At 68.5% G+C, this 21,372-nt stretch carries 20 protein-coding genes; 11 read left to right on the top strand and 9 right to left on the bottom strand.

Features of this window, described 5'->3' with window-relative positions:
* Window position 1 precedes the first annotated feature (1 nt).
* The 5 genes from NG900_RS19995 (at window position 2) to NG900_RS19975 (ending at window position 7,732) form a co-directional block, all read left to right on the top strand.
* Window positions 2–1,453 (top strand): aldehyde dehydrogenase, encoded by a 1,452-nt coding sequence (locus tag NG900_RS19995; RefSeq protein ID WP_252683107.1) that lies wholly within the window; start codon window positions 2–4, stop codon window positions 1,451–1,453.
* 73 nt (window positions 1,454–1,526) lie between these two features.
* The gene (locus tag NG900_RS19990) at window positions 1,527–3,407 is read left to right on the top strand and encodes a feruloyl-CoA synthase (protein WP_420804178.1); all 1,881 of its coding nucleotides are present in this window, start codon (window positions 1,527–1,529) and stop codon (window positions 3,405–3,407) included.
* A 62-nt stretch (window positions 3,408–3,469) separates the two neighbouring features.
* Window positions 3,470–5,209 (top strand): tannase/feruloyl esterase family alpha/beta hydrolase, encoded by a 1,740-nt coding sequence (locus tag NG900_RS19985; protein ID WP_252683106.1) that lies wholly within the window; start codon window positions 3,470–3,472, stop codon window positions 5,207–5,209.
* Between the two features lie 41 nt (window positions 5,210–5,250).
* On the top strand, window positions 5,251–6,474 hold the full coding sequence (mhpT, locus tag NG900_RS19980) for a 3-(3-hydroxy-phenyl)propionate transporter MhpT (protein ID WP_252683105.1): 1,224 nt from the start codon (window positions 5,251–5,253) through the stop codon (window positions 6,472–6,474).
* Between the two features lie 115 nt (window positions 6,475–6,589).
* Window positions 6,590–7,732, top strand: coding sequence for a porin (locus NG900_RS19975; protein ID WP_252683104.1), 1,143 nt, complete (start codon window positions 6,590–6,592; stop codon window positions 7,730–7,732).
* A 34-nt stretch (window positions 7,733–7,766) separates the two neighbouring features.
* Here NG900_RS19975 and NG900_RS19970 read toward each other — a convergent pair whose 3' ends face one another.
* Window positions 7,767–8,627: an SDR family oxidoreductase gene (locus NG900_RS19970; RefSeq protein WP_252683103.1), complete on the bottom strand. Its 861-nt coding sequence runs from the start codon at window positions 8,625–8,627 to the stop codon at window positions 7,767–7,769.
* A 160-nt stretch (window positions 8,628–8,787) separates the two neighbouring features.
* On the opposite strand from NG900_RS19970, the gene NG900_RS19965 reads away from it, so the two are divergent.
* The 6 genes from NG900_RS19965 (at window position 8,788) to NG900_RS19940 (ending at window position 12,715) form a co-directional block, all read left to right on the top strand.
* Window positions 8,788–9,279 carry a DUF421 domain-containing protein gene (locus tag NG900_RS19965; RefSeq protein ID WP_252683102.1) on the top strand — a complete coding sequence of 164 codons (492 nt, stop codon included), beginning with the start codon at window positions 8,788–8,790 and terminating at the stop codon, window positions 9,277–9,279.
* A 28-nt stretch (window positions 9,280–9,307) separates the two neighbouring features.
* Window positions 9,308–9,574 carry a hypothetical protein gene (locus tag NG900_RS19960; protein WP_252683101.1) on the top strand — a complete coding sequence of 89 codons (267 nt, stop codon included), beginning with the start codon at window positions 9,308–9,310 and terminating at the stop codon, window positions 9,572–9,574.
* Window positions 9,575–9,587: 13 nt separating this feature from the next.
* Window positions 9,588–10,859 (top strand): Nramp family divalent metal transporter, encoded by a 1,272-nt coding sequence (locus tag NG900_RS19955; RefSeq protein ID WP_252683100.1) that lies wholly within the window; start codon window positions 9,588–9,590, stop codon window positions 10,857–10,859.
* 86 nt (window positions 10,860–10,945) lie between these two features.
* Window positions 10,946–11,089, top strand: a complete 144-nt coding sequence (locus tag NG900_RS19950; protein ID WP_252683099.1) for a hypothetical protein — start codon at window positions 10,946–10,948, stop codon at window positions 11,087–11,089.
* Window positions 11,086–11,808 carry a PIG-L deacetylase family protein gene (locus NG900_RS19945; protein WP_252683098.1) on the top strand — a complete coding sequence of 241 codons (723 nt, stop codon included), beginning with the start codon at window positions 11,086–11,088 and terminating at the stop codon, window positions 11,806–11,808. The genes NG900_RS19950 and NG900_RS19945 overlap by 4 nt, the downstream gene beginning before the upstream one ends.
* Complete coding sequence (locus NG900_RS19940) at window positions 11,792–12,715, top strand: glycosyltransferase family 2 protein (RefSeq protein WP_252683097.1); 924 nt, start codon at window positions 11,792–11,794, stop codon at window positions 12,713–12,715. Before NG900_RS19945 ends, NG900_RS19940 begins: the two co-directional genes overlap by 17 nt.
* On the opposite strand, the gene NG900_RS19935 is transcribed toward NG900_RS19940, so the two are convergent.
* From NG900_RS19935 to NG900_RS19900, 8 genes are read right to left on the bottom strand one after another with little or no spacing between them, the layout of a single operon-like run.
* A complete protein-coding gene (locus NG900_RS19935; RefSeq protein ID WP_252683096.1) occupies window positions 12,712–13,746 on the bottom strand; it encodes a UDP-glucuronic acid decarboxylase family protein in 1,035 nt (344 codons plus the stop codon). The two genes, NG900_RS19940 and NG900_RS19935, sit on opposite strands and share 4 nt — an antisense overlap.
* Entirely contained in the window at window positions 13,743–14,744 is a 1,002-nt protein-coding gene (locus NG900_RS19930) for a glycosyltransferase family 4 protein (RefSeq protein ID WP_252683095.1), read from the bottom strand. Before NG900_RS19930 ends, NG900_RS19935 begins: the two co-directional genes overlap by 4 nt.
* Window positions 14,741–15,874 carry a glycosyltransferase family 9 protein gene (locus NG900_RS19925; RefSeq protein ID WP_252683094.1) on the bottom strand — a complete coding sequence of 378 codons (1,134 nt, stop codon included), beginning with the start codon at window positions 15,872–15,874 and terminating at the stop codon, window positions 14,741–14,743. The genes NG900_RS19930 and NG900_RS19925 overlap by 4 nt, the downstream gene beginning before the upstream one ends.
* Entirely contained in the window at window positions 15,871–16,911 is a 1,041-nt protein-coding gene (locus NG900_RS19920; protein ID WP_252683093.1) for a glycosyltransferase family 2 protein, read from the bottom strand. Before NG900_RS19920 ends, NG900_RS19925 begins: the two co-directional genes overlap by 4 nt.
* Window positions 16,908–18,728 (bottom strand): carbamoyltransferase family protein, encoded by a 1,821-nt coding sequence (locus NG900_RS19915; protein WP_252683092.1) that lies wholly within the window; start codon window positions 18,726–18,728, stop codon window positions 16,908–16,910. Before NG900_RS19915 ends, NG900_RS19920 begins: the two co-directional genes overlap by 4 nt.
* Window positions 18,729–18,772: 44 nt before the next feature.
* A complete protein-coding gene (gene waaF / locus NG900_RS19910; RefSeq protein WP_252683091.1) occupies window positions 18,773–19,972 on the bottom strand; it encodes a lipopolysaccharide heptosyltransferase II in 1,200 nt (399 codons plus the stop codon).
* Complete coding sequence (locus NG900_RS19905; protein WP_252683090.1) at window positions 19,969–20,583, bottom strand: D-glycero-alpha-D-manno-heptose-1,7-bisphosphate 7-phosphatase; 615 nt, start codon at window positions 20,581–20,583, stop codon at window positions 19,969–19,971. Before NG900_RS19905 ends, waaF begins: the two co-directional genes overlap by 4 nt.
* Window positions 20,574–21,335: an SDR family oxidoreductase gene (locus tag NG900_RS19900; protein ID WP_252683089.1), complete on the bottom strand. Its 762-nt coding sequence runs from the start codon at window positions 21,333–21,335 to the stop codon at window positions 20,574–20,576. The genes NG900_RS19905 and NG900_RS19900 overlap by 10 nt, the downstream gene beginning before the upstream one ends.
* Window positions 21,336–21,372: the final 37 nt, after the last annotated feature.

The raw sequence follows: 21,372 nt of genomic DNA, 5'->3' as shown, positions 1-21,372 counted from the left end.
CATGCATGACGTGACCCTGCTGATTGGCGGACAAAGCCGGCCGGCCGCGAACGGTGCCACCTTCGAGCGCCGCAACCCCGTGAACGATGCCCCGGTGTCGCACGCCGCCGCCGCCACGCTGGGCGATGCCGATGCCGCCGTGCAGGCCGCGGCCGATGCGTTTCCCGCGTGGGCAGCGCTGCCGCCCGGCGAGCGCCGCAAGCGCCTGCTCAAGGCGGCCGACCTGATGGACCAGCGCACCGCAGACTTCATCCGCATCGGGGCCGGAGAAACGGGTGCCATGCCCAACTGGATCGGCTTCAACGTCATGCTGGCCGCCAACATGCTGCGTGAAGCCGCCTCCATGACCACGCAGATCGACGGCAGCATCATTCCGTCGGACGTGCCGGGCAACTTTGCGATGGCGGTACGCCAGCCGTGCGGCGTGGTGCTCGGCATTGCGCCGTGGAATGCGCCGGTAATCCTGGGCACGCGCGCGCTGGCGATGCCGCTGGCGTGTGGCAACACGGTCGTGCTCAAGGCGTCGGAGCTATGCCCCGGGCTGCACCGGTTGATCGGCACGGTGCTGCATGAGGCCGGACTGGGCGATGGCGTGGTCAACGTGGTGACCAATGCCCCGGCGGATGCGGCGCAGGTGGTCGAACGCCTGATTGCCCACCCGGCCGTGCGGCGCGTGAACTTCACGGGTTCCACGCATGTCGGGCGCATCATTGCCCAGCATGCCGCACGGCACCTGAAGCCCGCGCTGCTGGAGTTGGGCGGCAAGGCCCCCGTGCTGGTGCTGGACGATGCCGACCTCGATGCGGCAGTGGACGCGATTGCCTTTGGCGCGTTCTTCAACCAGGGCCAGATTTGCATGTCGACCGAGCGCGTGATCGTCGATCGCAAGATTGCCGATGCACTGGTCGACAGGCTGGCCGCCAAGGCGCGTACGCTGCGGGCAGGGGACCCGGCCGACGCTACAGCCGTGCTTGGCGCCATGGTGAGTGCGGATGCCGCCAGACGCGTGCAAGCGCTGGTGGAAGACGCCCGCGCGCAGGGCGCAGCGCTTCCCGTTGGCCTGCACATGGATGGCGCCATCGTGCAGCCGTGCATCGTTGATGGCGTGACGACCGCCATGCGCCTGTACCGCGAAGAATCGTTCGGCCCCGTGGTGACGGTGGCCCGTGTGGACGGCGATGACGAGGCCGTCCGCCTGGCCAACGACAGTGAGTACGGATTGTCGGCGGCGGTGTTCAGCCGCGATGTCTCGCGCGCCATGCGGGTCGCGCAGCGCATCGAATCGGGCATCTGCCACATCAATGGCCCGACCGTTCATGACGAAGCGCAGATGCCGTTTGGCGGCGTGAAGAGCAGCGGCTATGGCCGCTTTGGCGGCAAGGCGTCGATTGCGGAGTTCACCGAGCTGCGCTGGATCACGCTGCAGAACACGCCGCGTCACTATCCCATCTGAAGCAGGACCGCCGCCCACCGATAACGACAACACGGGCGGCGCATTCAGGAGACAAGACGTGAATCACGTCGAGATGCAGGCCCAGACCGCGCACACCGGTCACGCCATGCCGCCCCCGGCAGGCGTGCCCTATCGCGAGGTTGCCATCAACGATGCGCCCGTGCGCTGCGAGACCGACGGCACGGTCTGGCACGTGCGCAATACCGAGCTGCTGGCTGACCACCCACAGCGCATGACCGATTGCCTCGTGGCGGGCGCGCAGCGCCATCCGGAGCGCGTGCTGGTGGCGCGTCGCGGGCCCGATGGCGCGTGGATCAAGCTGACCTACCAGGAGACGCTCGACCGCGCCCGCGCCATCGGCCAGGCGCTGATCGACCGTGGCGTATCGGCTGAACGCCCGCTGGCCATCCTGTCCGGCAACGACCTCGAGCATCTGCAACTGGCCTTCGGCGCCATGTGGGCCGGCGTGCCCTATGCGCCGGTGTCGCCGCCGTATGCGCTGGTGTCGGCGGATTTCGGCAAGCTGCGGCACGTGTTCGATGTGCTCACGCCGGGGTTGGTGTATGCGGCGGATGGCGCGGCCTTTGGCAAGGCGATCGATGCCGTCGTGCCTGCGGGCATCGAGGTCATCACGCGCGATGGCGCGCTGCCCGGCCGCACCGCAACGGCATTCGATGTACTGCTGCAAACGCCCATCACAACGGCCGATGCCGCACAGGCTGCAGTCGGCCCCGACACGCTGGTGAAGATTCTCTTTACCTCGGGCTCCACGCGGCAACCGAAGGCCGTGCCGACCACGCACCGCATGCTGTGCAGCAACCAGCAGATGCTGCGCCAGACCATTCCCGAGTTTGCCAAGGCGCCGCCGGTGCTGGTCGACTGGCTGCCGTGGAACCACACGTTCGGCGGCAGCCACAACGTGGGCATCGTGCTCTACAACGGCGGCACGCTCTATATCGATGACGGACGGCCCGTGCCCGGCAAATTCGACGAAACCCTGCGCAACCTGCACGAGATTGCGCCCACGGCGTACTTCAACGTGCCCAAAGGGTGGGAAGAACTCGCACTGGCGCTGGAACGGGACGCCGCGCTGCGCGAAACCTTCTTCTCGCGGGTGAAGCTGTACTTCTTCGGCGGCGCGGGCCTCTCGCAAGAGGCCTGGGACCGGCTCGAACGCGTGACGGGCCAGCACTGCGGTGAGCGCATCCGCATCATGGCGGGCCTGGGCATGACGGAGACCTCGCCGTGCTGCCTGTTCACCACCGGGCCGATCATGCGCTCGGGCTATGTCGGCACGCCGGCGCCAGGCTGCGAGCTCAAGCTCGTGCCCGTGGGCGGCAAGCTGGAGGCGCGCTTTCGTGGGCCGCATGTCATGCGCGGCTACTGGCGCCTGGGCGAAACGCCCGCCACGCCGGTCTTCGATGACGAGGGCTACTACTGTAGCGGCGATGCGCTGCGCTTCTTCGATCCTGCGCAGCCGGAAAAAGGGGTCGTCTTCGACGGCCGCATCGCGGAGGATTTCAAGCTCAGTTCCGGCACGTTCGTGAGTGTGGGCCCCCTGCGCGCGCGCGTGATCGCGGCCGGTGCACCCTACGTGCAGGACGTGGTGATTGCCGGCATGAACCGCGACGACATCGGCCTGCTGGTGTTTCCGCAGGTGGAGCACTGCCGGCGCCTGTCCGGCTTGCCGGGCACGGCGAGCCTTGCCGATGTACTGGCCACGCCCGCCGTGCGTGCCGCGTTTGCCGCGCTCCTGCATGAACTGAACGCCACGGCCACCGGCAGCGCGACGCGCGTGGCGCGGCTGCTGTTACTGGACACGCCGCCATCGCTGGACCGTGGCGAGATGACCGACAAGGGCTCGCTCAACCAGCGCGCCGTGCTCACGCATCGTGCGGCGCAGGTCGATGCGCTGTACCGCGAAGGCGATCCGACCGTGATCCGCGCAGGCTGACCCACCCACAACGCATCAGACCGAACCGGCACAGACCGGTTTATCCATCCAGGAGGAGACTCATGAAGACCGTCATGTCACGCGGCATGGCGCTGGGGGCGTTCGCCCTCGCGCTGGCCTGCGCCGGTTGCAACGACGACAGTGCCACCAGCAGTTCGGCCAGCACGCTTCCGCAACTCAGCCCGGCCACCGGCATGAATCTCGCCGCCACGTGCGAGAGCTTTGCCGGCAAGCTGGCCTTTGCCAACACCAGCATCACGGCCGTCTCAACGGTCGCCGCCGGTACGCTGACCGTGGGCGGCAATGCCGTCCCGGAGCATTGCCTGATCACCGGCACGATGAACAGCCGCGTGAGTCCGGTGGACGGAAAAACCTACGCCATCGGCTTCCAGATGCGCCTGCCCAAGGCCTGGAACGGCCGCTTCTTCTACCAGGCCAACGGCGGGCTGGATGGTTCGGTGTTGACTGCGCTCGGCGCGCTGGGCGGCGGCCCCATCACGAGTGCCCTTGGGTCGGGCTTTGCCGTCATCAGCTCCGACGCGGGGCACAGTGGCAGCCAGAACCCGCTCTTCGGGCTGGACCCGAAGGCGCGGCTCGACTACGGCTACAACGCCGTGGCGGTGCTCACGCCGATGGCCAAGTCGATGATCGCGCAGGTATACGGCAAGGCGCCGGATCGCAGCTACCTTGGCGGCTGCTCCAACGGCGGGCGCCATGCGATGGTGGCCGCCGCGCGCTCGGCCAACGCGTATGACGGCATCCTGGCCGGCGACCCCGGCTTCCACCTGCCCAAGGCGGCCATCAACGAGGTGTACAGCGCGCAGCAACTGGCGACGGTGGCCACGGCCAACACCGCGGCCGGCTTCCCCGACATCACTACCGCACTGAGCGCAACAGAGCGCGCCATGGTGGCCAGCCGCGTCCTCGCCAAGTGCGATGCCCTGGACGGCGCGACCGACGGCATGGTGAACAACCTCAAGGCATGCCAGTCCGCCTTCAGCCTTGCCAACGATGTGCCCACATGCACGGGCGCTCGGGATGGCACGTGCCTGACGTCGGCGCAGAAGACCGTGCTGGCCAACCTGTTTGCCGGTGCACGCAACAGTGCAGGGCAGGCGCTGTATTCGGGTTTCCCGTTTGATGCCGGCATCAGCGGCAGCAACTGGGCGGCGTGGAAGCAGGGCAACTCCATCCAGCTGGATCCCGCCGCGCTGGCGTTCGTCTTTACGACCACGCCACAGCCGGCATCGGCCATCACCACGCTCACGGCGTACGGGCTGGCGTTCAACATGGATACCGACGCGCCGAAGATCTTCGCCACCGACGCCACGTACACCGAGTCGGCATGGTCGTTCATGACGCCGCCCGATGAGACCAACCTGGCCACGCTCAAGCAGCGCGGCGCCAAGTTGATGGTCTACCACGGCACGAGCGACCCGGTCTTCTCGTCTGACGACACAACGGACTGGTACCAGCGCCTGGCCGCCGCCAACGGTGGAGATGCCGGCAACTTCGCGCGCTTCTACCCGGTGCCCGGCATGAACCATTGCTCGGGCGGCCCGACGGCCGACCAGTTCGACATGCTGACGCCGCTGGTGGCGTGGGTCGAGCAGGGTGTGGCGCCCGATAGCGTGGTGGCCACCGCGCGCGGCCCGTCCAACGCTGTGCCCAACGCCGAGGTGCCCGCCGACTGGAACGCCGCCGGCCACGACCGCACCCGACCGCTGTGCGCCTACCCCAAGAACGCACGCTACACGGGCACCGGCAATATCAACGACGCATCCAGCTTCCGCTGCGAATGACGTCCGCTTTCCAACATCCCCAACATCGGGAAGGAGACGCCATGCAAACCACCACGCTCACCCGGGACACGGCCATGCCCGGGGTCGCCATGACGCTGGGCCTGTGCTTCATCGTCGCGCTGCTCGAAGGGCTCGACCTGCAATCCATCGGCGTGGCCGCACCGCGCATGGCACGCGAGTTCGGCCTGTCGGTTGCGCAGATGGGCCTGGCCTTCAGTGCCGGTACGTTCGGCCTGCTGCCCGGGGCCATGCTGGGTGGCCGGCTGGCTGATCGCATCGGCCGCAAGCGCGTGCTGATCCTGGCCACGGCGCTGTTCGGCGTGTTCTCGGTGGCCACCGCCCATGTGTGGGATTTCAACAGCCTGCTGATGATCCGTGTGGCCACCGGCCTGGGTCTGGGCGCGGCCATGCCCAACCTGATCGCCCTGTGCGCAGAGGCGGTGCCCACACGCCTGCGCAACACGGCGGTCAGCATCATGTATTGCGGCATCCCCTTCGGCGGGGCCATCGCGGCGGTGGTGGGCATGCTGAGCGCGGGCGATACCGGCTGGCGCCATATCTTCTATGTGGGCGGCTTCGGCCCGCTGCTGATCGTGCCGCTGCTGCTGACGCTGCAGGAGTCGCGCCGCTTCGACAGCGCCGCACAGCGCGATGGCCGGGCCATCCAGCCGCCGCCGGTGTCGTGGGCGCTGTTCAAGGAGCGGCGCCTGGTGGCCACGCTGCTCCTGTGGATCAGCTATTTCTTTACGTTGATCGTGCTGTATTTCCTGCTCAACTGGCTGCCTTCCTTGATGGCTGCACAGGGGCTCAGCCGTCCGCAGGTGGGCATGGTGCAGATCCTGTTCAACATCGGTGGCGGCGCGGGTGCGCTGGGGATCGGCATGTTGATGGATGCGGCACGCCCGCGCTGGGTGGTGTCGGGCATGTATGTCGGCATCATCGCGGCGCTGTCGTTGCTGGCCGGGGCGGGTGGCGTGGCCTCCATGTCGGCGGGCGCGTTCATGGCGGGGCTGTTCGTGATCGGCGCGCAATCGGTGCTCTACGCATTGGCGGCCGCCTATTACCCGACCGCAGTACGCGGCACGGGTGTGGGCGCGGCCGTGGCGGTGGGCCGGCTGGGATCGATTGCCGGGCCGATGCTCGCCGGGCAGTTGCTGGCGATGGGGCAGCAGTCGACCACCATCATCGGGGCCAGCATCCCCGTCACCATCATCGCGGCGCTTGCGGCATTGCTGCTGCTCAAGCAGCCGCGTGCGCAGGACTAGCGCGTTTCACTGTCGCGCCGTCCCGTTGCGGATGGCGCTTCCCACCATTCCAAACCGCTGGCCCGCCAAGACAACAGGGGGGCGGACCCAGCTCGACCCTAGGAGGGGGCCACCCATGCAGAAAACCACCATGCGCCTGTGCTGTCTGGCGGCAGCAGCACTCGCACTTGCCAGCGGCGCGGCCCGCGCCGATAGCACCCAGGGCAGCGTGACGCTGTACGGCCTGATCGACACTGGCATCGAATACGTCAGCCACGCCAATGCCAACGGCAACGGCCTCACGCGCATGCCGTCCGTCACGGGCACGCTGCCTTCGCGCTGGGGCTTGCGCGGCGCCGAAGACCTGGGCAACGGCATGAAAGCCGTGTTCACGCTGGAAAGTGGCTTCAATACCGATACGGGCACGTCCGGGCAGGGCGGCCGCCTGTTCGGTCGCCAGGCGTGGGTTGGGCTGGCGAGCGACTACGGCACGGTGACGCTGGGCCGGCAGTACAGCATGGTCTTCCTGTCGCTGGCCGACGCAGACATCCTCGGCCCCAGCCAGTACGCGATCGGCTCGCTGGATGCCTACATCCCCAACGCGCGCACCGACAACACCATCGCCTACAAGGGCACCTTCAGCGGTTTGACGGTCGGCGCCACGTACTCGTCTGGCCGCGATGCAGCGGGCGGCGTGCCGGCCTCGGGCACATGCGCGGGCGAGGTGGCAGGCAACGCATCGTCATGCCGGGCCATGTCGGCGATGGTGAAGTACGACGCGGCCACCTTTGGCGTGGCCGGCGCGTATGAAGAGCAGCGCGGCGGTGCCGGTGCCACGGCGTCGTTCTTCAACGGCAGTGCGCCGGTTGCGTTCACCGATGCGGCAGACAAGGACCGCCGCATCGTCGCCAACGGTTATGTGAAGCTGGGCAGCGGCAAGCTCGGGGTGGGATGGATCGGCCGCCATCTGCTGGCAGCGGCGGGCAACGTGCGCTCCAACCTCTACTTCGTCAACGGCAGCTATCCGCTCACCGGTGCGCTCACGCTCGATGCGGGCCTCATCCGCATCGTCAACGCAGACCAGGGCCGCAGCGCCACCATGGCGGTGCTGCGCGGTGTGTATGCCTTGTCCAAGCGCACGGCGCTTTACGCGCAGACGGGCTACCTGTGGAACAGTGCCAACGCCCAATACTCTGTGAGCGGCGGAGGGGGCGGCACGACGCCGGCCAAGGGCGTGGGCCAGCTCGGCGCCATGATCGGCATGCGCACCGCCTTCTGATGCACGGCGGGTGGCGCCGACGCAGCGCGCCGGGTCACCCGTTCACCACCTCCCCGCCGTTGGGGTGCAACGTCTGCCCCGTCATATAGCTCGCATCGGAAGACGCCAGAAAGATGTAGCAAGGCGCCACTTCATCGGGCTGCCCGGCGCGGCCCAGCGGTTCCTTGCTGCCGAATTTGGCGACGTGCTCGGCGTCGAAGGTGGAGGGGATCAGCGGGGTCCAGATCGGCCCCGGCGCGACCGCATTCACCAGGATGCCCTTCTCGGCCAGCTGCTGGGCGAGCGAACGCGTGAACGCCAGGATCGCGCCCTTGGTGGCCGCGTAGTCCACCAGGTGCCCGCTGCCGCGAAACGCCGTAACCGACGTGGTCGTGATGATGCGCGCGCCCTCGTGCAGGTGCGGCAGCGCCGCGCGCAGCAGAAAGAACATGGCGAAGACGTTGGTGCGGAACGTGCGCTCGAGCTGCATGGCATCGATGTCGGCCAGGCTCGATTGCGGGTGCTGCTCTGCCGCGTTGCTCACCACGATGTCGATCTTGCCGAACATGGCCACGGCTTGCGTGACCACTGCAAGCGCATGCGCCTCGTCACCCAGATCGCCCGCAATGGCTTCGCAGCGGCGGCCGGTGGCGCGCACGAGACGGCAAGTCTGGTTGGCGTCGTCGTGTTCGTCCAGGTAGGCGATCAGCACGTCGGCCCCTTCCTTGGCGAAGCCGATGGCCACGGCGCGGCCGATGCCGCTGTCGCCGCCGGTCACGATGGCGACCTTGTCTGCGAGCTTGCCGCTGCCGATGTAGCCCTCCATCTCGGCGCGGGGGCGCGGCGTCATTTCGTCTTCGGTACCGGGCTGGCGGTCCTGGTGCTGGGGCGGTTGCTGTTGGGGTTGATCAGACATGGCAAGGCTCGCTGTGAGGGTGTAGATACCGACTTTCAGCACACGGCATGCCACTGCGGGCGGATGTTGCGGCCGATGTTGCCTGGGGGACCCATGTGACGCGGCACGCCGTTTGCTCTGCTGGTGAACAGGAGATTCCACAGCGACAGGAGGCGCCGCCATGGACACGCTGCTGTTTCTGTTTGGCGAAGGCAAGGACCTCAACCCGTTACAGACCGCAGTGCGTGCCGTGGTGGTGTTCGCCATCGGGCTGGCCCTGGTGCGCCTGTCGGGCCGGCGCTCGTTCGGGCAGCGTGCGCCGTTTGATTTCGTGGTCGCCGTGCTGCTGGGCGCGACGTTGAGCCGCGCGATCGTCGGTGCATCGCCGTTCATGGCGACGGTGTCGGCGTCATTCGCCCTGGTGGCGGTGCATCGGCTGCTGGGCTGGGCATGCGTGCGGCTCCCGCGGCTCGATCGCCTGATCGCCGGCCGTGAGCGCGAGGTCTACCGTGACGGCCGCATCGATCAGGCCCAGATGGACGCAGCGCTCCTCACCATGGGCGACCTGAAAGAGAGCGTGCGCCAGACGCTTGGCACGCGCACGCTGGACCACGTGGAGGCCGCCATCCTGGAGCGCAACGGGCAGGTGAGCCTGATCCGCAAGCGCCACTGACCCCGCGCAAACCACACCGGAGCCGATCGTGCGAGACAAGCAGCAGAAGGAAAACCAGGGCGCCGAAAAGCGCCACGCCGATTGGGAGCAGGCCGAGTCGCACCGCAAGCCGGGCGACCGCCCCGCCAACGCTGAAGTGGGCCGCCCGGGCAGTACGGCGCCCATACCGCAGAACCCGCACGACACCGGCCGCCGCATGCGCCAGGGCGAGGTGCCGCCGGGCATTACGCGCGACAAGCTGCACGACCCCGGCCAGCAGACGCCGGACGCACCGCCCACCGACAACCGCAGCTGATCGCTGACCCGACGTGCCCGTAGCGGACGACGCCCCGTGGTACCGCCGGCTGGGGCCCGGCTTCATCACCGGGGCCGCCGATGACGACCCGAGCGGCATTGCCACTTACGCCCAGGCCGGCGCGCAAGCGGGCACCGGCATGCTGTGGACGCTGTTGCTCACGCTGCCGTTGATGATCGCTATCCAGCTCGTGAGCGCGCGGCTGGGGCGGGTATCGGGCGCGGGGGTGGTGGCCAACATCCGGCGGCATCACTCGCCGTGGCTCGCGTATGCGTTTGTGGTGCTGGTCACGCTCGCCAACATCATCAATGTCGGCGCCGACATTGCGGCCATGGGTGACAGCGTGCGCCTGCTCGCGGGCGGCTCGACGGCGTGGTACGCGTGCGTGTTTGCCGTGGTGTCGCTTGTGCTGCAGGTGTGGCTGCCGTACCGGCGTTATGCGCGCTATCTGCAATGGACGGCGCTGTCGCTGCTGGCCTATGTGGCCACCGCGTTTGTTGTGAAGGTGGATTGGGCGCATGCGCTGCATGACACGGTAGTGCCCAGGCTGCAGTGGTCGCGCGACTACGTGATGACGCTGATTGCCGTGTTCGGCACCACCATCAGCCCGTACCTGTTCGTCTGGCAGGCTGCGGGCGAAGTGGAAGAAACCCGGCTCACGGAGGGCGACGAGCCGCTCAAGACGGCGCCGTGGCAGGCCCCGGAGCAACTCGCACGCATCCGCATGGACACCACGGTCGGGATGGTGGCGTCGGCGCTCATTGCGTTCTGCATCATGCTGACGGCCGCCTATGCGCTGCACACCCACGGTGTTACGCACATCGAAACCTGCGCACAGGCTGCCGAGGCGCTCAAGCCGGTGGCGGGGCGGTTCGCACAGACCCTGTTTGCGTTGGGCGTGGTCGGCACGGGGCTGCTGGCCGTGCCGGTGCTGGCGGGTTCGGCTGCCTACGCCGCCGCCGAGGCCTTCCGCTGGCACAGCAGCCTTGAGGCTAAGGTGCATCACGCGCCGAAGTTCTACCTGTTCCTCACGCTGGTGATGGCGGCGGCCACCGCCATGGTGTTTCTACCGATCGAGCCGTTCAAGCTGCTCTACTGGGCCGCCGTGCTCAACGGTGTCGCGGCCACGCCGGTCATGGTGATGCTGCAGCTGATGTCGCGCCGCAAGGCGGTGATGGGGCGCTTCCGCAGTTCACCGCTGCTGCACGGCACCGCGTGGGCGGCCACGCTGTGCATGTGCGCGAGCATGCTGCTGTTCTTCGTGCTGGCGGTGCGCGGGTCGTGACGGGCGGGTGGCTGGCACCGTGGTTGCGTGTCAGGGGCGACGCCGCACAAAAACGGCGGTCCTGTCCATCCAACCAGGGGTCCACTATGAAAGCTGTCGTATTTCACGGCATCGGCGACATCCGTCTGGAAGACGTGCCCGAGCCGACACTGCGCGAGCGGCGCTGGAAGGCCAGACGCGACCCGCAAGCCAAGGACGGCGCAAGCGTGCCTGACGCCGCTGGTGTATGAGCCGCGCGCTGCACGATCGCGTCGCCCGGCTTGGGCCCGTGCTGGTGATCTCGCCGCACTTTGACGACGCGGTCTTCTCGTGCGGCAACGTGCTGGCCGCGCACCATGGCAGCCACACCATCACGGTGTTTGGCGGCGCACCCACGGCCGCCATGCAGACCGAGTGGGACCATAAGGCCGGCTTTGCCGATTCCGACGCCGCCGTCGCCGCGCGCCGGCAAGAAGATGCGCAGGCGCACGCGCAGGTGAGCGCCACCGTGCACCACCTGGGTTTCTGCGACAGCCAGTACGACCAATCGCCCACCGCCGATGAACTGGAGCGCGCGCTGCAACGGTTGCTGGCGCGGTACACGGCGGAGGGTGTTTTCGTGCCGCTCGGGCTGTTTCACAGCGATCACGTGCTGGTGCACGAGGCCGCGCTGAGGCTGCTGCGCAGGATGCCCGACCGCCTATGGATCGGTTACGAGGACGCGCTGTATCGGCGCGGGCGCGGTGCCGTACAGCAGCGCATCGTCACGCTGGCGGAGCAGGGCATCGTGGCCACGCCCGTGTCGCCGGCATCCGCCATCGATGGCCGGCAGAAGCGCCGTGCTGTGGCGTGTTACGCCAGCCAGTTGCGCGCCTTCGGCCCGGGCGGGGTGGAAGACCTTCACCAGCCTGAACGGTACTGGCTGCTCGAAACCCAACAAGGAGAACCCGACCATGCAACCACTGGATGACGCTCAGCGGGCCCAGGCGCCGTGTTCCATCGTCGTGCTCACGCACAACCGCGCCGCCACGGTGCTCGACACGTTGAGCAAGCTGGCTGCGCTTGGCGAGCCCTGGCCCATCGTCGTGGTCGACAACGGTTCGACCGACGGCACCGCCGACCAGATCGCCGCGCGCTTCCCCGGCATCACCCTGGTGCGCGCGCCGCGTAACTACGGCGCCGCCGGACGCAACTTTGGTGTGGCCTCGGTCGACACCCCGTTTGTGGCCTTCTGCGATGACGACACCGCGTGGCTGCCGGGCTCGATCGGGCGGGCGGTGGACGTGCTGCAGCGCTATCCGTCGGTGGGCGTGGTGGCGGCCCATGTCGTGGTGGGCCCCACCCGCCGCGATGACCCGGCCTGCGAGCCGATGGCCACCAGCACGCTGCCCGCCGAAGGGCTGCCCGGTCCCGCATTGCTGGGCTTCATGGCCGGTGCCTGCGTGGTACGCACACGCGCGTTCACCGAAGTGGGCGGCTATCGGCGCGACCTCTTCATCGGTGGGGAGGAGACCGTGCTTGCGCTGGATCTCGTTGATGCGGGCTGGCGCATCGTCTACTGCCGCGAGGTGGTCACCCACCACAACCCATCGCCGGTGCGCGATGTGATGCAGCGGCGTGCACTGCTGGCGCGCAATGAGGTGCTCAGTGCATGGCTGCGTTTGCCATCGGATCTCGCCTGGCGCGTCACAGGCCGTGCGCTGCGAGCGATGGCCGAGCAGGGTGTGTTGGCCGAGGCGTTGCCCGCCGCGCTGGTGCGCCTGCCGCGCATACTGCTGCGCCGGCATACCGTGCAGCCGTCCACCGTGGCGCTCTGGCGCCAGATGGATGCCGACCGCCAGCGCCAGCGCGCCATCCCCACGCTGTCGGTGGGTTAGGCCAACGCCGGCATCGGGGCCAGGAAGAACTGCTGGCGGAAATACTCCACCGTGCGCGCCAGCCCCACCTCCAACGCGGTATGGGGCTCCCAGCCGAGCACTTCGCGGGCCTGCGTGATGTCGGGGCAGCGTTGGGTGGGGTCGTCCTGCGGCAGCGGGTGGAATACCAGCTCGGAGTTCGAACGCGTGCACGCCACGATCTGCCGGGCGATGTCGAGCATGCTCATCTCCTGCGGGTTGCCGAGGTTGACCGGGCCCGCGAACTCCGCCGGCGTGTGCATCAGGCGCACCAGTGCATCGATCAGGTCGTCCACGTAGCAGAAGGCGCGGGTCTGGCGGCCATCGCCATAGAGCGTGATGGGCTCGCCAGCCAGGGCCTGCATGATGAAGTTGGACACCACGCGCCCGTCGTTCGGGTGCATGCGCGGGCCGTAGGTGTTGAAGATGCGGGCGACCTTCACGTCCAGCCTGTGCTGGCGGCGGTAGTCCATGAACAGCGTTTCGGCGCAGCGCTTGCCCTCGTCGTAGCACGAGCGCACGCCGATCGGGTTGACATTGCCCCAGTACGCTTCGGTTTGCGGGTGCTCGTGCGGGTCGCCATACACCTCGCTGGTGGAGGCCTGCAGGATGCGCGCACCCACGCGCTTGGCCAGTCCCAGCATGTTGATGGCGCCGTGCACACTGGTCTTGGTGGTCTGCACGGGGTCGTGCTGGTAGTGGATGGGCGAGGCAGGGCAGGCGAGGTTGTAGATATCGTCCACCTCCACGTACAGCGGGAAGGTCACGTCGTGGCGCAGCACCTCGAAGCGCGGATGCCCGAGCAGGTGAGCGATGTTGCGCTTGGTGCCGGTGTAGAAATTATCGACACACAGTACATCGTGCCCATCGCGCAGCAGCCGGTCGCACAGGTGCGAGCCGAGAAAGCCCGCGCCGCCGGTCACCAGCACGCGCCGCTGGTCGCGCCAGTGGGGGTGCGGGTGGGAGTACGGGTGGGGGTGGCCGGGGTGATGCGCATCGCCGTGGTGTCTCATGCAGCCTCCTGACGGTTTTCCATGACGGCGCTGAGCGCGTCCAGCCAATCCGCGACAAAGCGGTCGATGCCGAAGCGCGTGCGTGCCGTCTCACGCGCGGCGTCGCCCCAGCGGCGCGCCAGCACCGGATCGCGCAGCAGCGTCTGCATGACGCCGGCCAGCGCTTCGGGGCGCGTGTCGACATAGCCGTTGTGGCCGTTGCGGATGACGGTGCTCATCTCGGTGGTGGCCAGGCCTATGACGGGCATGCCGATCATCATGGCTTCCACCACGGCCAGCCCCAGGCTGGTGTAGCGGATCGGGTTGAAGAAGAAGCGGTAGCGCGCGCAGAAGGCGGGCAGGTCGAGGTTGCCGATTTCGCCAATGCCGCCTGCGGCTTCCGCACCCATGCCGACCAGATCGAGAGGAACGCGCTGGCGCAGCGTGTCGAACACGTCGGCGCCCAACCGCCGCCCCCGCTTGCGCAGATGGTTGACAACCACGATGCCGCGCTCGACCTCGCCCGTGTAATGCGCCGGCGCGGGCAGATGCACGCCGTGCTCGATCACACGCGTGGGCGTGATGCCGCTGTCCCACATCAGCGCGTTGAAGGGCGTCACATGCACGAGCAGAACGTTCGGGTCTTGCACCCAGTGGCGCGTGTTGGTGGGATGTTCCTGCGGGGGATCGTGCTCGAGGTAGATCGTCGGCAGCGCACGCTGGGCGGCACTGAGTACCGTGAACCGATCGTCTTCCCACTGCGCGCGGGATTGGAACAGCACCGCATCGAAGGCTTGCCCCGCTACCGCGTCAAACGGCACTTCATGCACGTTGTCGCCCCAGGGCAGTGCGCCCACCTTGCCTGCATAGCCGGGCGGCACGCGGCCGGCAGCATCGGGCGGGCGCGTCACGAGGTGGAAGTCGTGCGGCACCTGCGACAGGTAGTACAGGTAGTTGCCATGCACATGCCACGTCAGGATGCGCAGGCGCCGCGTCGGACGATGCGTCGGGTGCGTCATGGCGTGGGGTGCTCCAGGGTAGCGGGTACGGTGGCCGTGTCGGTGTGCGATGCGCGCAATTGCACGTCGGGGTCGAACAGCGCGGCATAGGCGGCGTCGAGTGCCTGCCGCACGGTCACATCGCCAGCACACTCGTGCCCCGTGGGACACGTCCAATGCATGCAGGGGCGGCATGGCGGGTAGGCAGCCAGCACGCGATGCAGCGTGCGATCAGCCGGTGCCCAACGCGCCACGTCGCTGCCGCAGGCAATCACAAGACTGGGCGCGCGCACCGCTGCCGCCACGTGCGACACGCCGGTGTCGTTGCAGATGAGCAGCCGCGACAGCCGCAGCAGCGCGGCCAGCCCGCCGAGCGAAGTCTGCCCCGCCACCGACGTCGCGCGCTGGCGCATCCGGCGGCGGACTTGCTCGACCAGCTCCCCTTCCGACGGCGCTCCGGTGATCGCCACATGAAAGCCGCTGACGATCAGCGTGTCGGCCACGGCCGCAAAGCGTTCGGGCCACCAGCGCCGCGTGGGCATGCGCGCCCCGGGATGCAGGCAGACGAGGCGATCGCGGTCCAGCGCGTGACGGCGCAGCAGGGCAAGGGCTTCAGCGTAGTCGTCGCGCGTGAGTGGAAAGTCCGGCGCGGCAGGCACCGCGGGCGCGCCGAGGTGGTCGAGCAGGGCAAGCAGGCGCTGCGCTTCCGGCAGTTGCGTGGGCCATGGCAACAGCGCTGTATTGCCCTGCCGCACGATCCCGCCGTCCGGCTGAAAGCCGAAGACCTGGTGCGCGCCAAATTGCCGGACCACCTCGGTCGACTGCGGTCCGCTGCCGTGCAATTGGATGGCCACATCGAGGCAGCGCGCACGCATCTCGGCATAGAACGCATGCGTGGTTTGCGCGTCAGCCGGTCCGGCCTCCGGAAAACCCTCGCCGCCGGGAAAGGCGACAAAATCGTCCAGCAGATCGGCATAGCGCTGCTGGAACTGCCGCGCCCAGGGCAGGCCGACCAGCGTGATATGCGCCTGCGGCGCAGCAGCCCGCAACGCGCGCAAGGCCGGCACGGCGCACAGCATGTCGCCCAGTTGCAAGGCGCGGAAGACGGCAATGCGGCGTGCGCCGCGCAGGAGTTCAGCAGACGGCGTCATAGGAACCAGACCCGGAAGTGCCAGGCCCCGCGCAGGCGCCAATACAGCGCCAAGGGGGGAATGGCGATGGACGTCCACAGCATTTCGAGCACGTGCCGTGCGGTATGCGTGGTGCCTTGCAGGCGCATGGCCGTGAAGCGCAGCGTGAGCGCCAGCCAGACCATGGCAGCCACTCCGGCGAGCCATGGCAGGTGCGTTGCGAGCGCGATCAGCGCCACCGCAACGGCGGCGCCCATGCCGTAGTAGTGCCACGGCGGCACCGGGCGGATGCGGGCGCGATAGCGCTGCGGATGCTTCTTGTAGAGCAGCGCGTCGTAGAACACCTTGCGCTGCTGCGACACGCTCACGCCCCACGGTGCGGGCCGCACCGGGTGATGCATCAGCGCGTGCGGTGCACGGGCGATGCGCCCACCGGCATCGAGGATGCGGAACTGCAGGTCGGAGTCTTCGCGCCACGCGAGTCGAAAGCGCTCGTCAAAGCCGCCGATGTGCTCCAGCATCGCGCGCCGCACGAAGCAGTTGGCGGTGACGAACTCCGCGCGCGTGAGGCCGCTGGCATCGCGCTCGTAGTCGGTTGGCCGCATGGGCAGCGGCATGCGGACGGCGCCGGTGGCTGCGTCGGGCGGCATGCCGCCAGCCTCGTCGGGGCTGGTCATGGTGCGCCAGCCTTCGGCCAGCCACGTGGGTGCGGGGATGGTGTCGTCGTCGGTGAAGGCGATGATGTCGCCGGTGGCGGCCTGCCAGCCGCGGTTGCGTGCGGCGGCGGGGCCCTGCGTGTCGCGCACGGGCACGTAGCGCACGCGCCAGCCGGGGGCAACGGCGGCAAAGGCGTTCACCACGGCATGTGTGGCATCGTCAGGGCCGTCGTCGGCTACCACCAGCTCCAGCCGGTGCGCGTCGAACGTCTGCATGAGCAGGCCATCGAGGCAGCGCTGCAGCATCTGCGGCCGCCGCCACGTGGCAATGACCACCGACATGGCCGGCACCCCCTGCACGGGTGTGAGTACCGACACGTCAAACGGCATCGGCTGGTTCATGCGACCCCCGCCAGGCCGGGAACACGCCGTAGGCCGCCCACGCTGCGCACGGCGCTGTCCTCTTGTACAGCGTCACGGCGAGCGGCCGTCTTGCGCAGCAGGAACGGACCGATCACCAGCGCATCGAGCGGCGACGTCCAGAACGATTCCACCGCATCGCGCGGGCTGCATACCATGGGTTCTCCGCGCGTGTTGAACGACGTATTGACCAGGATCGGCACGCCGGTGCGCCGCTCAAAGGCAGCGAGCAGGTCGAAATAGAGCGCGTGCTGGCGCCGGTTGACCGTCTGCACGCGGGCGGTGCCGTCGACGTGGCGCACGGCCGGAATCTGCGCGGCGCGGTCTTCCCGCACGTCAAAGATGAACAACATGAACGGAGCAGACTGCGCGCCCACAAACCAGTCGGCGGCGCGCTCCTCCATCACCACCGGGGCCACGGGGCGAAAGTCTTCGCGGTCCTTGATCTCGTTCAGGCGCGCCTGCATGTCGGCCGGAATGGGCGAGGCGAGGATGGACCGCGCCCCAAGCGCACGCGGGCCGAACTCCATGCGCCCCTGGAACCAGCCGATCACCTGGCCCTGCGCCAGCAACTCGGCCGTCTGCTCGGCAATGTTGTCCAGCCGCTCGAACGGCAGCTTGGACCACGTGAGGAACTGCTCGATCTCTTCGTCGCTGTAGGCCGGGCCCAGGTAGGCGTGGTCCATCTTCCATAGGCGTTGCTTGTTGCCGCGCGCGTGGTAGTCCGTCCACAGTGCGGCGCCGAGCGACGTGCCTGCATCCCCGGCGGCTGGCTGCACCCACACCTGTTCGAACGGGCCACGATCGCGCACGCGGGCGTTCATCACGCAGTTGAGTGCCACGCCGCCGGCCATGGCCAGGTTGCGCGCGCCGGTGGCCTGATGCAGCCACTGGCTCATCGTCAGCACGGTTTCCTCCAGCACCTGCTGCAATGAACGGGCGATATCGAAGTGCCGTGCTTCCATGGGGCCGCCACGTTGACGCGGTGGGCCGAAGCGTTCTTCCAGCCGCAGCGGCGCCACGGTGTAGCGGCCGTCCGTGTCGACCCGCACCATCTCGTGGAAGGCATCGACGTAGCGCGGCTGTCCGTACGACGCCAGCGCCATCACTTTGTATTCGTCGGATGAGCGCAGAAAGCCGAGGTACTCCGTCACCTCTTCATAGAGCAGGCCCAGCGAGTGCGGTAGATCCACCTGCTGCAGGCGCGTGTATTCGCCGTTGCGAAAAAGGCCGTAGGAGGTGGTGGCGCGTTCGCCACGGCCATCCATGGTGAGCACGGCACAGTCGTCGAACGGTGCGGCCAGGAATGCGCTGGCCTCGTGTGCCAGGTGGTGTTCGACGAACGACCAGCGGAACGGCCCGTTGTGCTTCACGTTGGCGAAGCGCGCCTGCAGGTGGTGCGGGGCGCCGCCCGCCAACTGGCGCGGGGCGTTCAGCACGTACGAGAGGAACAGCGGGTCCCACGGCGCCGCGCCGGGCGGCAACTCCATCTGCGCGGAAGGCTGCAGCGGCAGGGCGATGTGGGTCTGCGCCTGCAGGTCGGTCAGCAGTGCCGGGTCCAGCGAGTAGGCCACCTGGTCCACCCGGGCCAGGTCGATGCCGGCTTCGGCCAGGCAGTAGTCGATGGCGTGATACGGCAACTGCCAGGTGGAGAACGGCACCGGCCGCTTGGCATGCTTGACGTGCGTGAAGCGCTCGTCTTCCGCAGCGGCAATCACCACGCCGTCACGCACCAGCGTGGCGGAAGAATCGTGATACGCCGCGTTGATGCCGAGGGTATAGAGCGGTTTGGCTTCCATGCAGGGCTCCATCGATCGATTGGTGGATAGGGCGGAGGCGGGGCTTAGGCAACCGGAGTGACGGCCCGGGTGGTGGGCCTCGCATCAGGCGGCCACAATGCTTGCGCCACGCGCGTCGGCTGCCAAAGCGCGTGCGCCGCCGCGATGACCTCGTCTTCCGTCACGCCGGTCAGGCAGGCCTGGTGCCCGAGTGGGCAGACGCTGCGATAGCAATAGCGGCACGGCACCTGGTGCGAGAGCACCGCGTGCGGCACGGCCCAAGGCGTGTGTTGCGGGTTGGTGAGCGCGTAGAGATCCACCACCGGGGTCTGCGTGGCCGCCGCTAGGTGCACGGGGCCGCTGTTGTTGGACACCAGCAGCGCCGCGCCTTCAATGAGCGCGGCCAGCTCGCCCAGCGTGAGCGCGCCGGCCAGGTTCAGCACGCGTTGCCCGGCCACGTGCCCCGGCATGCAGACCTGCTGCACAAGCTCGGCCTCCGCCGGCGCACCCGTCACCAGTACCGGGCAACCGTAGCGCTGCGCCAGCGAGCGGGCGATGTGCGCAAAACGGTCCGGCGGATAGCGCCTTGAGGCGGCGGTCGCGCCCGGATGCAGCACGATCCAGGGCGCGTCCAGGCCGATGCCGCGCATGGCGAGCTTGTTGCGCGCGGCATCGCGGTCGGCCGGGCGAACATTGAAGCGCAGACGGTGCGGCAGGTGCGCCGGCACATCGGTCACGTGGCGCACCAGGTCGAGCTGGCGGCGCACTTCGTGGCGCACGTCGCCGGGTGCGGTGGCGGCAATGCGCGCATCCGGGTCGGCAATCCAGTCGGACAGCAGCGCATACGGATTCTCGCGGCAATGCGCGAGGCGCAGCGGAATGCCCGCCAGGAAACACAGCAGAGCGGCCGGCAAGGGGTTCTGCGTGTGCACAGTAAAGATGACCGCCGCGTCGAACGCGCCTTTGCGCAGGGTGTCGACCAGCGCGCGGGTCTGGTCGGCGTCGGCCGCATTGGCATGCTTGGCCCACGGCACGTCGCACGCGATCGCGTCGTCGATGTCGGTCAGGTGCGGCATGGCCGAGGCGCCCGCGCGCGAGGTCAGCAGCGTCAGGTGGCGGTCGGGGCCACCCGGGCCGTTGGCCTTGAGCGCGTGAAAGGCGGGCGTGGTCATCACCACATCGCCCAGGTTGTCCGGGCGCACGCACAGGATGCGCGCGGCATGGGCCCACACCGCGCGGCGCTCGGGGATGGCGGCTGCGCTCATGCCACGGCCTCCATGCGGGCGGCGTGCTGCGCGATGACGATGGCCGCCGCCTCGTCAAAGCGGCCGACGATGTAATCGGGCACGCGCAGGCGTCCGGGGTCCCAGCGGGTCTCGTTGCCGTTGGCGATGAGGATGGTGCTGCAGCCCGCGCGCCGGCCGGCCTCCACGTCGTTGAGGATGTCACCGATCATCCACGAGCGATCCAGATCGACGTTGTGCGAAGTGGCGGCCTGCCGCAGCAGACCGTCGTGCGGCTTGCGGCACGAGCAGCCCGCACCGCCGTCGGGCGCGGGGGCATGCGGGCAGAAATGAAACCCGCCGAGCACCGCGCCGTGCGCCGCGAACAATTCGCGCAAGCGCCGCGCGACGGCCTCCAGCGCCTCGATCTGGAAATAGCCCAGCGCCACGCCGGGCTGGTTGCTCACCACGATCAGCGGCAAGCCGGTGCGGCCCAGCAGGCGCAGGCCGTCGCCGGCGCCGGGTGCGAGGGCAATGCGCGCAGGGTCGACGTTGTAGGGCACGTCCTGCAGCAGCGTGCCGTCCTTGTCGAGAAAGATGGCGGCGCGCGCGGGCGAAGTCGGCAGCCGCGATGGCGCATGCATCAGGGCCATGACGTCTCCCGCATCGGCAGCACCATCACTTCGGGGATGACCGTCTCGGCCGGCTGCAGCAGCACGAAGCGCACGGCGGCCGCCACGTTGGCCGGGTCCTGCAGGTTGCCCACGTCGATATCGGGAAAACGGTCCAGCAGGAACGGCGTGCGCATGCCGCCGGCAATCACGGCGGAGACCTTGATCCCATGCGGGCGCAGCTCGGCATGCAATGCGTGCGACAACCCCAGCAACCCCCACTTGGTGGCGTGGTAGACCGACGCATTCGGCCACGCGCGGCGCGATGCGGTGGACGCAATGTTGACGATGGCGCCGCCCGCGCGCTTGCGCATCAGCACGCTGGCGTGCTTGGCCAGCAGGAAGGGGCCGCGCAGGTTGGTGCGTACCACGCGGTCCCAGTCTTCCACGTTGAGTTCGTCGATGGGCAGCGTGATGTCGATGGCCGCGTTGTTGATGACGGCGTCCACCCGGCCAAAGCGGTCGACCACCTCGTCGAGTGCGCCGCGCACGGCGGCTTCGTCACCCACGTCCAGCGCAATGGCGTGGGATTGGCCACCCTCGGCGATCAGCTCGGCGGCGGTGCGGTCGGCGGTGTCGGCATCGTGGTCGGTGGCGACCACCGTGGCGCTTTCGGCCGACAGCACGCGGCTGATGGCGGCACCGAGCCCGCGCCCGGCACCGGTCACGACGATGACCTGGTCGCGCAGCGTGGGTGGAGTGTTGGGGTGGGCGTTCGAATCGGTTTGGGTCATGGCAGCGTCGGGGTTGGACAATGGAAAGAGGATCAGT

Origin of the sequence: Ralstonia soli (assembly GCF_023955655.1) — a bacterium.
Lineage (GTDB): Bacteria > Pseudomonadota > Gammaproteobacteria > Burkholderiales > Burkholderiaceae > Ralstonia > Ralstonia soli.
Note: the sequence above shows the minus strand (reverse complement) of the source record. Positions and strands in the feature narration are given on the sequence as shown.

Coding starts and splice junctions, on each gene's coding strand:
- NG900_RS19995 (WP_252683107.1), top strand. CDS start 2: ATGCATGACGTGACCCTGCTGATTGGCGGACAAAGCCGGCCGGCCGCG.
- NG900_RS19985 (WP_252683106.1), top strand. CDS start 3,470: ATGAAGACCGTCATGTCACGCGGCATGGCGCTGGGGGCGTTCGCCCTC.
- NG900_RS19950 (WP_252683099.1), top strand. CDS start 10,946: ATGAAAGCTGTCGTATTTCACGGCATCGGCGACATCCGTCTGGAAGAC.
- mhpT (WP_252683105.1), top strand. CDS start 5,251: ATGCAAACCACCACGCTCACCCGGGACACGGCCATGCCCGGGGTCGCC.
- NG900_RS19970 (WP_252683103.1), bottom strand. CDS start 8,627: ATGTCTGATCAACCCCAACAGCAACCGCCCCAGCACCAGGACCGCCAG.
- NG900_RS19930 (WP_252683095.1), bottom strand. CDS start 14,744: ATGACGCACCCGACGCATCGTCCGACGCGGCGCCTGCGCATCCTGACG.
- NG900_RS19925 (WP_252683094.1), bottom strand. CDS start 15,874: ATGACGCCGTCTGCTGAACTCCTGCGCGGCGCACGCCGCATTGCCGTC.
- NG900_RS19935 (WP_252683096.1), bottom strand. CDS start 13,746: ATGAGACACCACGGCGATGCGCATCACCCCGGCCACCCCCACCCGTAC.
- NG900_RS19945 (WP_252683098.1), top strand. CDS start 11,086: ATGAGCCGCGCGCTGCACGATCGCGTCGCCCGGCTTGGGCCCGTGCTG.
- NG900_RS19915 (WP_252683092.1), bottom strand. CDS start 18,728: ATGGAAGCCAAACCGCTCTATACCCTCGGCATCAACGCGGCGTATCAC.
- NG900_RS19940 (WP_252683097.1), top strand. CDS start 11,792: ATGCAACCACTGGATGACGCTCAGCGGGCCCAGGCGCCGTGTTCCATC.
- NG900_RS19965 (WP_252683102.1), top strand. CDS start 8,788: ATGGACACGCTGCTGTTTCTGTTTGGCGAAGGCAAGGACCTCAACCCG.
- waaF (WP_252683091.1), bottom strand. CDS start 19,972: ATGAGCGCAGCCGCCATCCCCGAGCGCCGCGCGGTGTGGGCCCATGCC.
- NG900_RS19905 (WP_252683090.1), bottom strand. CDS start 20,583: ATGGCCCTGATGCATGCGCCATCGCGGCTGCCGACTTCGCCCGCGCGC.
- NG900_RS19920 (WP_252683093.1), bottom strand. CDS start 16,911: ATGAACCAGCCGATGCCGTTTGACGTGTCGGTACTCACACCCGTGCAG.
- NG900_RS19975 (WP_252683104.1), top strand. CDS start 6,590: ATGCAGAAAACCACCATGCGCCTGTGCTGTCTGGCGGCAGCAGCACTC.
- NG900_RS19990 (WP_420804178.1), top strand. CDS start 1,527: ATGCAGGCCCAGACCGCGCACACCGGTCACGCCATGCCGCCCCCGGCA.
- NG900_RS19900 (WP_252683089.1), bottom strand. CDS start 21,335: ATGACCCAAACCGATTCGAACGCCCACCCCAACACTCCACCCACGCTG.